Below are 13,504 nucleotides of genomic sequence, written 5' to 3'. Positions count from 1 at the left end.
GTCTCCCTCAGCCAGCCAGCGTCGCGTCCGGCGAGCGCTTTTCGTATTCGTCGAGAACGATCTGGCGGATCGCGGTCTTGAGCAGCTTGCCGGTTGCCGTGTGCGGCAGTTCCTCGACGATGATGACGTCGTCGGGAATGCTCCACCTGGAGATCTTGCCGGTATAGACATCGAGCATGTCGTGGCGCGTGAACGTCTGGCCGGGCTTGACCACTACGACGAGAACGGGACGCTCGCCCCAGCGGGCGTCTGGGGCGGCGACCACGGCCGCTTCCTTGATCGCCGGATGGGCCTGCGCGATGTTTTCCAGTTCGATCGAGCTGATCCATTCGCCGCCGGATTTCACCACGTCCTTGGTGCGGTCGACGATCTGCACGAAGCCGTCCTCGTCCATGGTGACGACATCGCCCGTGTCGAACCAGCCTTCGACGGCATGCGCCGGGCTCTTTTCCGTGTTGTAGTAACCGGCCGCGACCCAGGGGCCGCGCACCAGCATGGCGCCGAAGGCCTTGCCGTCGCGGGCCACCGGCTTTCCGTCGCTGCCGTCGATGCGGAATTCCATGCCGAACAGCGGGCGGCCCTGCTTGGATTCGAGCATGAGCCTTTCTTCCGCCGAAAGCTTCTCGTGCTTGGGAAGAAGCGTCGCCGCAAGTCCGATCGGGCTCGTTTCCGTCATGCCCCAGGCATGGCGAACCGTGACGCCCATGTTGTGGAAGCGGCTGATCATGATCGGCGGCGTGGCCGAGCCGCCGATGGCGACACGCTTCAGGCTCGTGAACTTCTGGCCATGGGCATCCATCCAGTCGAGCAGGCCGAGCCAGACCGTCGGCACGCCGGCGGTTGCCGTCACGCCTTCGCTTTCGAACAGCGAGTGCAGGCTGGCGCCGTCAAGGTTGGGACCGGGCATCACGAGCTTCGCCCCGACCATCGGCGCGGCGAACGGCAGGCCCCAGGCATTGACGTGGAACATCGGCACAACAGGCACCACCGCGTCATTGGCCGAAAGGCTGAGCACATCCATGAAGCTGATCGCCATGGCATGCAGCACGCTGGACCGGTGGCTGTAGAGCACGCCCTTCGGGTCGCCGGTGGTGCCTGAGGTGTAGCACAGGCCGGACGCGGTGTTCTCGTCGAATACCGGCCATTCGAATTCGTCCGACTCGTCCGCGATCAGCGTTTCGTAGCAGACGAGGTTCGGCAGAACCTCCGACTTCGGCATATGCGCCTCGTCGGTCAGGATGACCACGGCCTTCAGCGGTGCCAGCCGGTCGGCCAGCGCTTCGAGGATCGGCAGGAAGGTGAGGTCGGAGAACAGCACGCTGTCGCCGGCATGTTCGATGATGTAGCCGATCTGCTCGCGGAAGAGGCGCGGGTTGATCGTGTGGCACACGAAGCCCGAGCCTGACACGCCGTAGTAAAGCTCCATGTGGCGGTAGCCGTTCCAGGCGAGCGTGCCCACCCGGTCGCCATGCTCAAGGCCGAGCTTCTGCAAGGCGTTGGCGAGCTTCTGGCTGCGCTTCGAAAGATCCGCATAGGTGTAGCGATGGATGGGGCCTTCAACGGTCTTCGAAACCACTTCCGTGCTGCCGTGATAGGTCGCTGCGTGACGCAGGATCGACGACACGAGCAGCGGTGCATTCATCATCATGCCAAGCATGGTCTTCTCCTCCCGGGCAAGAGTAATTCCAGCAAAAGTGTGAAACGGCTTTGCGTCCGGAATTACATGAAAACAAAGGGATAGAGCATTTCCGGCGACTCCGTTCTCGCCGGAAATGCTCTGACTTCAATCAGAACAGGTCGGCGTCGAGCGCCATGATATCGGCAGCGCCGGCGCGGATGGCCGCGTCGAGGCTGACGGTTTGCGGCAGGAGGCGGGCCGCAAAGAAGCGGGCAAGCGCGAGCTTGCGCTGCTTCAGCGGCGTCGTCGCATCGGCCGAGGCTTTTTCGGCCATGCGCACCCAGAGCCAGCCGAAGCTCACCAGCGCGAAGAAGCGCAGGTAGTCGGTGGCGCTTGCTCCGGCCTCCACCGGATCGGCACCCTTGGCCAGCAATTCTTCCGTCAGTTTCTCCAGCCGGGCAAGAGCCTCGATGACCGAGGCCTTAACCGTTTCCAGTTCGGCCGGACCCTTCGTGGTCGAAAGGTCATCGCGCACCAGCGCGAAGAAGCCGCGCGCCACGTCGCCGTTTTCCATCGGCAGCTTGCGGCCGACGAGGTCCATGGCCTGCACGCCGTTGGTGCCCTCGTAGATCTGGGCGATGCGGGCATCGCGCACATACTGCTCCATGCCCCATTCGCGGATATAGCCGTGGCCGCCGAACACCTGCTGCGACTGGACGGCGATCTCGAAGCCGAAATCGGTGAAGGCGGCCTTCACCACCGGCGTCAGCAGCGCGACGAAGCCATCGGCCTTGCGGCGGGTGTCCTGATCGGGATGACGGGTGGCGATATCCATCTGCAACGCAGTCCAGATGGCGAGTGCGCGACCGGCCTCGGTCAGCGACCGACCTGTCAGCAGCATCTTGCGCACGTCGGCATGTTCGATGATCGATACGGGGCCACGCGCACCGTCGGCGGAACGGCCCTGCAGGCGCTCGCGGGCGTAAGTCACGGCCTTCTGGTTGGCGGCCTCGCCGATGCCCAGTCCCTGAATGCCGACGAACAGGCGCTCGGCATTCATCATCGTGAACATGGCGTTGAGGCCGCGGCCGGGTTCGCCGACCAGCCAGCCGATGGCGCCGTCATAGTTCATCACGCAGGTCGGCTGGGCGTGAATGCCCATCTTGTGCTCCAGCGAGCCGACCGACATGCGGTTGCGGTCTCCGAGCGAACCGTCTTCCTTGACGAGGAACTTGGGCGACAGGAAAAGACTGATGCCCTTCACGCCCTTCGGCGCGTCGGGCAGGCGGGCCAGCACCAGATGCACGATGTTGCCGCCGAAATCATGATCGCCAGAGGAGATGAAGATCTTCGTGCCCTTGATGGAATAGGAACCGTCGCCCACCGGCTCTGCGCGAGTGGTGAGCAGGCCGAGGTCGGTGCCGGCGGAGGATTCGGTGAGCGCCATCGCGCCCGTCCATTCGCCCGAGATCATCTTCGGCAGATATGTCTGCTTCAGCTCGTCGCTTGCATGGTGGGCGATTGCCTCGACGGCACCGCGGGTCAGACCCGGAAACAGGCCGAAGGAGAGATTGGCGGAAGATAGCATTTCGTCCAGCAGGATCTGCAGCGCGCGCGGCAGGCCCTGTCCGCCGAATTCCGGATCGCCTGACAAACCGCCCCAACCGGCCTCGACGAAAGCCCTGTAGGCGTCGGACACGCCCTTCGGCGTCGTCACCAGCCCGTTTTCCAGCTTGCAGCCTTCCTCGTCACCGGGACGGTTGAGCGGTTCGAGGATCTCGGCGCAGAACTTGCCGCCTTCCTCCATGACGCTCGTTGCGAGTTCCGTATTGACCTCTTCAAAGCCGGGAAGGGTGGCCATCTGCGCGTCGAAGTCGAAGACCTCGCCGAGCAGGAAGGAGATGTCGTCGACGGGAGGGATATAGCCTGCCATGGGAGTTCCTTGCCTCTTCTTGTTCAGTTGCGCAGCGGCTTGCCGGTCGCCAGCATGTGCTTGACGCGGTCCACGGTTGCAGGTGTTGCGAGCAGGTCGACAAAGGCCTCGCGTTCCAGCGCGATCACATCGTCTTCCGAGAGCGGTTTCAGCGGATCGGCGGAGGGACCGCCGGTCAGAACATTGGCAAGCGCGCGCCCGACCACCCTGTCATGCGCGGTGGCCCGACCGGCGAGCGCTTCGCCTTCGATGATGTTGTGGATCGCGGAAGCCCCTGACGGCCCGGCCATGGCGATGACAGGCGGTTCCGGCGCGACATAGCCTTCCGCCAGCGAAAGCGCCTTTGCCTTGGCGTCGGCGATCAGCCGGCTGCGGTTCATGGTGATGCCGTCGGTGGCCTTGAGATAGCCGAGGCTACGGGCGTCGAAGGCGCTGGCCGAAACCCTGGCGGGTGCGATCAGGTTGAAGGCGGCAATCGCAGGCGCGACCGGCCCGCGCAGCGCGGCGGTCGATGCCGAGAAGCGCAGCATCATTTCCTTGCAGCCGCCCCAGCCCGGCACGACGCCGATGCGGGTTTCGACGAGGCCGATGGAAAGCTCCGCATGGGCCTGGATCGCGTCGCAATGCAGAAGGATCTCGCAGCCGCCGCCGAGCGCCAGCCCGGCTGCGGCACCGACCACCGGGAAGGGGGCGTATTTCACCGCCTTGAAGGTGCGATGGCCATGGTCGATGAAGGCGCCCAGCGCCTCGCGACCGCCCTTTTCCACCGTATCGAGGAAGACGCGCAGGTCGGCGCCCGCGCTGAACACGGCGGCATCGCTGCCGATCACCAGTGCCTTGAAATCCTTCGCCGTGCGTTCGACAGCCTTGTTGATGGCGTCGAGCAAGGCGGGATTGTAGGTGTTCATCTTGGTTCGGAATTCGAGGCAGGCGACGCCGTCGCCAAGATCCCACAGGCTTGCCGCGCCCCAGTCCTCGACCGGCTTGCCGGCGAGCTTGAGGTCGGAAAGAAGCAGCACGCCGTCACCCCTGGCAATCGGTTCGACCGTGCCGTCAGGCAGCAGGTTGGCGCGCTTGCCGTCGACGACCGAATAGAAGCCGCCCTTTTCTGCTGCGAGCGAGAGATAGGCGGGCACGGCAACGCCGCGCGCTTCGAGCCGGGCCTTCAGCCAGCCGGCGCCGAGCCGGTCGATCAGCTCGAACGGACCCTGCTTCCAGCCGTAGCCGGTGCGCATGGCCTCGTCCACGGCGTCCGGCGTGTCGGCGATGTCCGGCACCAGCGACGCGGCATAGGCAAGTGCCTTTTCCATGACGATCGCAGCATAGCGGCCGCCGAGGCCGGCATGCTCCATCAGCGCGCGCGGATCGCCGCCCGAGGCATCGAGGCTTTCGGAGGAAACCGCCTTCTGCGGCCGGTATTCGCCGGTCTTCAGGTCGGTCACGTCGCGCGACTTGCGGTCGGGCGAAAGGCGCACGAAGCCCGCACCGCTTTTGCGGCCGAGACGGTTTTCCGCGATCATGCGGGCGATCAGCGCCGGTTCGGCGTCGTAGTCCTTCACCGCATCGCCTTCCGGCGTCGCGTTCTGCAGGCTGCGCAGGATGGTCGGCATCAGGTCGATGCCGACGAGATCCAGCAGGCCGAAGATGCCGGTGGAGGGAATGCCGAAGGGCTTGCCGATGATGGCGTCTGCTTCCTCGACATCGAGGCCGAGTTCTATGGCCTCGTTCTGCGCCACCACCATCCAGTAATTGCCGATGCGGTTGCCGATGAAGCCGGGCGTGTCCTTGCAGACGACCACGCTCTTGCCGAGGCCGCGATCCGCGAAATCACGGATGGTCGCGGTCACTTCGGGCTTGGTCGCCTTGCCGGAGACGAGTTCCAGCAACCGCATGATGCGCGGCGGATTGAAGAAATGGGTGATGAGGAAGTCGGCGGCGAAACCCTCCGGCAGTCCCTCGACCAGCGAATGCAGCGGAATGGTCGAAGTGTTGGAAGAGACGATGGAGCCCTTCTTCCTGACACCGTCGATGGCGCGGTAGAGCGTCTGCTTTATCTCCAGCTTTTCCGCGACAGCCTCGACGATCCAGTCGGCGTCGGCGATCAGCGCCAGGTCGTCCTTGGTCGAGCCGGTGGCGATGCGGCTCGCGAATGCCGGGTCCATGAAGCCGTTGGCCTTGAGCTGGCGGGCGACGCCGCCATCGGCAAACTTCTTCTCCATGTCGAGCAGCACCACGTCCAGCCCTGCATTGGCGAGATGGGCGGCGATGCCCGAACCCATGACGCCCGCGCCGATGACGGTGGCTTTTTTGATCGTAGCCATGATCAAGCGGCCTCCAGAACCATGGCGATGCCCTGACCGCCGCCGATGCACTGGGTGGCGAGCGCGTGACGTCCGCCGTCGCGCTTCAGGAGCAGCGACGCCTTGCCGACGAGGCGGGCGCCGGTCGCGCCCAGCGGATGGCCGAGCGCGATCGCGCCGCCGTCGCGGTTGAGGCGGGTCGGATCGATGTCTAGGTCGCGGCAGCAGGAGAGAACCTGCACGGCGAAGGCCTCGTTCATCTCGATCACGTCGAGATCGCCTGCGGAAATACCGGCGCGCTTCAGCGCCTTGCGGCTGGCCTCGACCGGGCCGATGCCCATGATCTCGGGCGCGCAGCCGGAAATGGCATATCCCGAGATACGGGCGAGGGGCTTAAGGTTATGGCGCTTGACGAAGTCTTCCGAGCAGACCAGCGTCGCGGATGCGCCGTCGGTGAGCGGCGAGGAGTTGCCGGCCGTGACCGAACCGCCGGCCTTGAAGGCGGTCTTGAGGCCCGCGAGCTTTTCGGCGTCCGTCTCACGCGGGCAGCCATCGGCGGCGACATCGCCGATAGGGGCGATCTCGGTGGCCAGCCGGCCATCGGCGCGGGCGGCGAGCGCCTTCTTCTGGCTCTCCAGCGAATAGGCGTCCTGTTCCTCGCGCGAGATACCGTAGCGGTCGGCGAGGTTTTCGGCGGTCAGTCCCATGTTGAGGAAGGCGATGCGCTGGGCGTCGCTCCAGGCCGGGTTCGGCATGGGGTTGAAGCCCATCATCGGCACGCGGCTCATGCTTTCCACGCCGCCCGCGACGAAGGCGTCACCCGCGCCCATGGCGATGGCGCCAGCGGCCATCTGGATCGCCTGCATGGAGGAGCCGCACCAGCGGTTGACCGTGGAACCGCAGACAGATTGAGGAAGTCCGGCGATCAGTGCCGCACAGCGGGCGATATTGAGGCCCTGTTCGCCCTCGGCGAAGGCGCAACCGAGGTTCACGTCCTCAAGTTCGGCAGGGTCGATGCCGGAGCGGCCGACCAGCACCTTGATGACGCCGGCTACGAGATCATCCGGGCGAACGCCGGCCAGCGCGCCGCGATAGGCGGGCGTAAACGGGCTGCGCAAAGTGTCGACGATATAGATTGCGGTCATGGTCTTCTTCTTCCTGTCTGGAAGCATTTCCGGCAAAGCTGCGAAGCGGTTGGCGTCGGATAATGCGTAGAAACAAAGGGATGGAACGGGCGTCACATGTTGGGATAGTTCGGGCCGCCGCCGCCTTCGGGGGGCACCCAGGTGATGTTCTGCGAGGGATCCTTGATGTCGCAGGTCTTGCAGTGCACGCAGTTCTGCGCGTTGATCACGAAACGGGGGCCGGTCTTCGCCTGTTCGTCGTCATAGACGACCTCGTAGACCCCGGCGGGACAGTAGAGCCGCGCCGGTTCGCCATAGAGCGGCAGGTTGCGTTCGACCGGGATGGCGGGATCGGCAAGCCTCAGATGAACAGGCTGGTCCTCGATATGATTGGTGTTCGACAGGAAGACCGAGGACGGCTTGTCGAAGGTAAGCTTCCCGTCCGGCTTCGGATACTGGATCGGCGTGACTTCCGAAAGCGGCTTCAGGCTCTGGAAATCGGCCTTTTTGTGCTTGATCGTGCCGAAGGGAGAGACGCCGAAAAGCGTCTGCAGCCACATGTCGATGCCGCCGAGGCCGACGCCGAGCACGGTGCCGAACCGCGACCACAGCGGCTTGACGTTGCGGACCGGTTTCAGGTCCCGCCCGATGGCCGAGCTGCGCCAGCCGGCCTCATAGGCTTCGAGCGTATCGTTGGCGCGACCGCCCGCAAGCCCGTCGAACACGGCATCCGCCGCCTGCATGCCGGAATGGATGGCGTTGTGCGAACCCTTGATGCGCGGCACGTTCATGAAGCCAGCCGCGCAGCCGGCCAGCACCCCGCCCGGAAAGGCAAGCTGAGGCACCGACTGGTAGCCGCCTTCGGTTAGCGCGCGGGCGCCATAGGCGATGCGCTTGCCCCCCTCGAAGGTGTCGCGGATCAGCGGATGCGTCTTGAAACGCTGGAATTCGTCGAAGGGTGAGAGCGTCGGGTTCTTGTAATCGAGATGCAGCACGAAGCCGACGGTCACCAGATGATCGTCGAAATGGTAGAGGAACGAGCCGCCGCCGGTCTTCATGTCGAGCGGCCAGCCGAACGAATGCTGCACCAGCCCCTTGCTGAACTTCTCCGGCTTCACCTGCCAGAGTTCCTTGATGCCGATGCCGAATTTCTGCACCGAGCGTCCCTCGGTCAGGTTGAAGCGGGCGAGAAGCTGCTTGGTCAGGCTGCCGCGAGCACCCTCGGAAAACACGGTGTATTTCGCCCGAAGCTCCATGCCAGGGGTGAAATCATCCTTCGGCTCGCCGTCGCGGCCAATACCCATGTCGCCGGTGGCGATGCCTGTGACCGCGCCGTTGTCGTCATAGAGAACTTCGGTTGCCGCAAAGCCCGGATAGATCTCGACGCCGAGCGCCTCGGCCTGTGCCCCGAGATAGCGGGCGACATTGCCGAGCGAGCCGATGAAGTTGTCGTGATTGTTCATCAGCGGCGGCATCAGCGCATTGGGAAGCCGCAGCGAACGGCTGGCGGTCAGCACATGGAAGCGGTCGTCGGTGACTTCGGTGGTGAGCGGTCGGTCGGGATCTTCCCGCCAGTCGGGCAGGAGCGCATCGAGGCCGGAAGGATCGATCACCGCGCCCGACAGGATATGCGCGCCGACTTCCGAACCCTTTTCCACGACGACGACGGAGATTTCCGCGCCTGCCTCGGCCGCGCGCTGCTTCAGGCGGATCGCGGTGGCAAGACCGGCCGGTCCCGCGCCAACGATCACCACGTCGAAGTCCATGGCCTCTCTGGTTGTTTCGCTCAACTTTACCTCCTTCAGCTGAACGAGAGATGTGGTATCAAACGATTGTTACAATTGGCAAGAGGAATCTGGCGGACGCTTTTCGTCTCGTAACGAAGCCAGAGTTTGGGAAAATGACAGCTCTGCGCTATTAGCAAAGGAAATATGAATGAAACCGGTGAGGCGATGACGGCAGGAAACGGTCCTAGAAGCACGAAAGACGTCAGCGGTTTACTGGCTGTGGCGTTGCGGGATACGGGCATAACCGACCGCCACTGTGAGATCCTGGAAGCCGCTGCAGCGCTGTTTGCCGAGCGAGGTTACGCTGCGACTTCAGTTCGTGATATCGGCGAACGCGTTGGACTCCTTGGCGGCTCTCTATACCATTACATCAAGTCGAAAGAGGCACTGTTCGTCCGCATCCACGATATCGCCCTGCAGATTGCTGAAGATCGCGTTCGCTCCGCGATCGAGCCGATAACGGATCCATGGGAACGCTTGGAGATGGCATGCATCACCATGATGGAGATTCAACTGGATCCCGCCTCATTGACGATGCCCCTAATGAATGATTTCATTTCTGCGCCGGCTGAAATCCGAGATCGCTTGGTCGACAAGCGTGACAGATTCGAACTCGTATTTCGCGACTTGATCGCAGAACTTCCGCTAGAGGCCGAATATGATCGCGGCATCTATCGGTTGCTTCTACTGACGCTACTAAACAATGTTTCAAATTGGTATAGGCCAGGACGCATGAATCCTTCAGATATAGGCCGCCAGATCGCAACTATTTTCAGACATCGCGGTCGGAATTGATTTTTGTGAACAAATCTTGCTCAAGATTATTTGGGGTCGGAACAAGAGCAGTCCGAAATCGTACGCTAAGGTCGAACGAAACCGGAACGATGCCGTAGATCCGATATGCAACATCCGATCTCTGTGGATTGCCACCGACATGCGCCAATTTTGATTTCTCTGTCCGGCCCGACTCGACAACGCTTCGAGCAGATTGCTCATCAATGGAGTCGGGCGATGGCAAAGCGCAAGCTTCTTAAAGATCAAGATCGCCGGAAGCTTGTCGACATACCAGTCGACGAGGATAACCTAATCCGACACTATTCGTTGTCATTGGCGGATCGCCTGGAGATTGAACTGCGGAGACGTAATCACAATCGGCTCGGCTTCGCCATCCAGCTATGTCTAATGCGATACCCGGGTCGAGTGCTTGGAGCAGAAGAAACTCCGCCTCGCGCCATGCTGAAGTATGTTGCTGATCAGATCGGCGCCGCTCCAGACGAATTTGCCCTCTATGCACGTCGTGAAGAAACCCGTCGGGATCATATGGCGCGGCTAATGGTCTATCTGAATACGAGAAGCGCGACTCTGCAAGATCGCCGCGTCGCGCTATTGGCAGCAGTTCAAGCGGCGACCATGTCCGACGACGGTGCTGCGATAGCCAGTTCGATTGTCGCCGCGCTTCGCGAACGCGGCGCTCTTCTGCCGGCGATCGATACGATCGAACGCATCGGCCTTGCCGGCCGTGCCATAGCCCGGCGGCGAGCAGAAAGAACCCTGATTGAAGACATCCCACTCGATAGGCTTCAATCACTGGATAGGCTGTTAGAGGTTGACCCGTCGATCGGCCAGACCCGCTTTCATTGGCTGCGTTCGGCACCAGAAGCGCCGGCCGCGTCGAACCTCGTCGGGCTGACCGAGCGGATAGCCTTTCTGCGGCGGCTGGAGATCGATCCGGAACTGCAGGCGCGCGTGTCATCCGGACGGTGGGACCAGATGATCCGGGAGGGCAACGCAACGCCGGCCTGGCTTGCCAACGACTTCAACGCCAGCCGTCGCCACGCTCTGATCGTGGCCCAAGTCATCAAGCTTTGCCAGAAGCTCACGGACGATGCGGTGACGATGTTCATCAAGCTGATGGGTAAATTGTTCTCGCAAGCCAACAATCGGAAGAAGCAGCGGCAGATGGACTGCAGAGCGAACACCGCCAAAGCGCTGCGCATGTTTCTGGATACGATCACCGCCCTGCAGTCTGCCAACGACCATGGTCGGAACGCATTGGATGTTCTCGACCAAAAAGTCGGTTGGGACCGGTTGCTTCGGATGAAGCCTGAGCTTGAGTCGATGGTCGACGACAACGAGGCGCCATCGCTGATCGTAGCGGCCGAGCAATATGCGACCGTCCACAAATATGCTGGTGCGTTCCTTCTAGCCTTCACGTTCCGCTCAGCGCGTCGCCACGATCCACTTCTAGCGGCAGTTGCGCTGCTGAAACGGCTTTATGCCGAGATGCGGCGGACACTCCCGGATCGCGTGCCGCTCACTCACCTCAGCCAAACTGATCGACGGCTTATCTTCGAACAAGGAAAACCCGATCGCCGTCTGTACGAAATCGCGACGCTCGCTGCTTTACGAGACCGGCTTAGATCTGCGGAGATCTGGGTCGCTGGCAGCCGATCTTTCCGGCCCATCGATGAGCATCTGATGCCGCGGTCGACATTCATCAAGATGAAGGACGAAGATCGTCTCGGTTTGGGGGTCCAGAGCGACGGCGCGCAGTGGCTTGCCGAAGCGCGTCAGATGCTCGACTTCAACCTGACGCGTTTGGCCCACAGAGCACGATCCGGAAAGCTCGAGGGCGTTCGTCTCGAGGCAGGAACCTTGATTGTCACGCCAACCGCCAGCGAAGTCCCCCCGGCCGCCGAGGAACTGAATGCCGAGGTCAGCGACATGTATCCGTTGGTGGAGGTTCCCGACTTGCTAAGGGAGGTGCATGAATGGACCGGGTTTGCAGATTCATTCACGCATGTTCGCACCGGCGACGTCCCGAAAAATGTCTCTGCTATGCTGGCGGGCGTCCTGGCCGATGCTACGAACCTCGGCCCAAAGCGAATGGCGGGCGCATCCAAGGGATCAGCGCTCATCAGATTGGTTGGATGCGCGCATTCCATGCTCGATCGGAGACTTACCGCGCGGCGCAAGCGTGCATCACCGAGTCCCACACCCAGCATCCGCATTCCCGCCTTTGGGGTAATGGCACAACGTCATCGTCCGATGGCCAATTCTTCCGTGCGAGCGATCGTGCTGCAAAGCGCGGTGACATCAACTTGCATTACGGCAGCGTGCCAGGATCGAAATTCTATAGCCATCTGTCAGATCAGTACGGCTACTTCAGTATTTTGCCCATCAGTCCAACCGAAAGCGAGGCGGCCTATGTGCTCGATGGGCTCTTCGATCAGGACACGGTCCTCGACATCCAAGAACACTTTACCGACACAGGCGGAGCCAGCGATCATATCTTCGGGCTGTTCGCCCTGATCGGAAAGCGGTTCTCACCGCGACTACGCAATCTCAAAGACCGGAAGTTCCATACGTTTGAAAAGAGCGGCGCATATCCGGCGCTGTCGAACCATATCGGGACGCCGATTAATGCCAATCTGATCCTCGATCATTGGGACGACCTGCTCCATCTCGCGGCGTCGATCACGACACGGTCCGTGGTGCCGTCTACGATCCTCAAGAAACTGTCCGCGTCTTCAAGGCAGAGCCATCTCGCGAGGGCGCTCCGCGAACTCGGCCGTATCGAAAGGTCGCTCTTTATGATCGAATGGTACTCAAGTCCGGCACTACGGCGGAGATGCCAAGCCGGTCTAAACAAGGGCGAGGCCGCCCATAAGCTGAAACGCGCTGTGTTCTTCCACGAGCGGGGCGAAATCCGCGACCGGTCGTTCGAGAGCCAAGCTTTCCGCGCCTCGGGGCTCAATCTCGTCGTCAGTGCGATCGTGCACTGGAATACGGTTTATCTTGATCGCGCGGTCACACAGCTGAAACGAGCGGGGCGAGACATTCCTGATACTCTATTGAAACACATATCGCCGCTCAGTTGGGAACATATCAACCTTACCGGCATCTACACATGGGATGCCGAACATCAGATGCCGAACGGATTTCGATCGCTCCGCCTTCCGGCTAGGCTAAGGAACGCCGCGTAAGTTCTCATTCCGTTCGTCCTTAGCGTACGATTTCGCACTCCTCTTGTTCTGGCCCCTTCACGGGTGGCCTGCGCATACAGGCCGCAGCGGTCGCGGCTGACAATCTCGATGGAAGGATGACTCCGAAGCCACTTGGCCGCATTCTCGACGCTACGGTCATCCAGTATGTCAATAACCGAGCGGCGCTCGAGGTCGACCATGATGGTCCCATAGCTCGTCGCGCGCCGCCAACTCCAATCATCGATACCGACCACCCGTATCTTGGAATTGCGTTGGGCAACTGCAGCATCCCGTTTCAGTTGCCGCAGGATAGTGTCGTCGCTGACCGGTATGCCGAGCCGTTGCATCAACCGCTCGCCAGGACGGCCGCCAGTGCTATGGCCGAGCAAGCCAACAATCTCTCCGACCCTTCTTGTCCGACGCGCGTATGGATCAGCTACCATCGGAAGACGGTCGGTGAACGTTCGTCGTGCGCATTCCCCATGTGCACATCGCCAGCGGCTCAGCAGGAGCTTCACTGTCACGGGCTTGCCCTGGACTGGCAGATCCTGGAGGCTGCGGCAGGACCAGCCATGCCGACTTCGGCTTCGACATCCACAATCGGGGCATACTCCGATCTTGGATCCAGCTGCGGAAACAACCCAACCGTGATCAACGGTGAGCGCGACACCCAGTACTTTGACCCCTGGACCGGGCGACCATTTCGATTTCGTTCGCATGCCCGCCCATAGCCAAAACCTCGCTAACGGCGAATGA

Annotated in this window: 6 protein-coding genes and 2 pseudogenes; 2 read left to right on the top strand and 6 right to left on the bottom strand. The window is 62.0% G+C overall.

All coding sequences use genetic code 11. The features are described from left to right. Positions 1-7: 7 nt before the first annotated feature. The 5 genes from GA0004734_RS25205 to GA0004734_RS25185 all read right to left on the bottom strand — a co-directional run bounded on the left by GA0004734_RS25205 (position 8) and on the right by GA0004734_RS25185 (position 8,765). On the bottom strand, positions 8-1,657 hold the full coding sequence (locus tag GA0004734_RS25205; protein WP_092938774.1) for a long-chain-fatty-acid--CoA ligase: 1,650 nt from the start codon (positions 1,655-1,657) through the stop codon (positions 8-10). 130 nt (positions 1,658-1,787) lie between these two features. Next, positions 1,788-3,551: an acyl-CoA dehydrogenase C-terminal domain-containing protein gene (locus tag GA0004734_RS25200; RefSeq protein ID WP_092938772.1), complete on the bottom strand. Its 1,764-nt coding sequence runs from the start codon at positions 3,549-3,551 to the stop codon at positions 1,788-1,790. Between the two features lie 23 nt (positions 3,552-3,574). Further along, positions 3,575-5,872, bottom strand: a complete 2,298-nt coding sequence (locus GA0004734_RS25195; protein WP_092938770.1) for a 3-hydroxyacyl-CoA dehydrogenase/enoyl-CoA hydratase family protein — start codon at positions 5,870-5,872, stop codon at positions 3,575-3,577. 2 nt (positions 5,873-5,874) lie between these two features. Next, positions 5,875-6,996, bottom strand: a complete 1,122-nt coding sequence (locus GA0004734_RS25190) for a thiolase family protein (RefSeq protein ID WP_092938768.1) — start codon at positions 6,994-6,996, stop codon at positions 5,875-5,877. Positions 6,997-7,088: 92 nt separating this feature from the next. Beyond that, complete coding sequence (locus GA0004734_RS25185; RefSeq protein ID WP_092938766.1) at positions 7,089-8,765, bottom strand: electron transfer flavoprotein-ubiquinone oxidoreductase; 1,677 nt, start codon at positions 8,763-8,765, stop codon at positions 7,089-7,091. Positions 8,766-8,906: 141 nt separating this feature from the next. Here GA0004734_RS25185 and GA0004734_RS25180 point away from each other — a divergent pair, with 141 nt between their 5' ends. Both GA0004734_RS25180 and GA0004734_RS25170 read left to right on the top strand, forming a co-directional pair. Then, positions 8,907-9,557 (top strand): TetR/AcrR family transcriptional regulator, encoded by a 651-nt coding sequence (locus GA0004734_RS25180; RefSeq protein WP_234823816.1) that lies wholly within the window; start codon positions 8,907-8,909, stop codon positions 9,555-9,557. Between the two features lie 216 nt (positions 9,558-9,773). Then, positions 9,774-12,748: pseudogene (locus GA0004734_RS25170) on the top strand (Tn3 family transposase). Positions 12,749-12,798: 50 nt separating this feature from the next. Here GA0004734_RS25170 and GA0004734_RS25165 read toward each other — a convergent pair. Continuing rightward, positions 12,799-13,467, bottom strand: a pseudogene (locus tag GA0004734_RS25165) (transposase family protein); the annotation flags it as partial. Between the last annotated feature and the right edge of the window lie 37 nt (positions 13,468-13,504).

Source organism: Rhizobium sp. 9140 (genome assembly GCF_900067135.1).
Classification (GTDB): Bacteria; Pseudomonadota; Alphaproteobacteria; order Rhizobiales; family Rhizobiaceae; genus Ferranicluibacter.
Note: the sequence above shows the minus strand (reverse complement) of the source record. Positions and strands in the feature narration are given on the sequence as shown.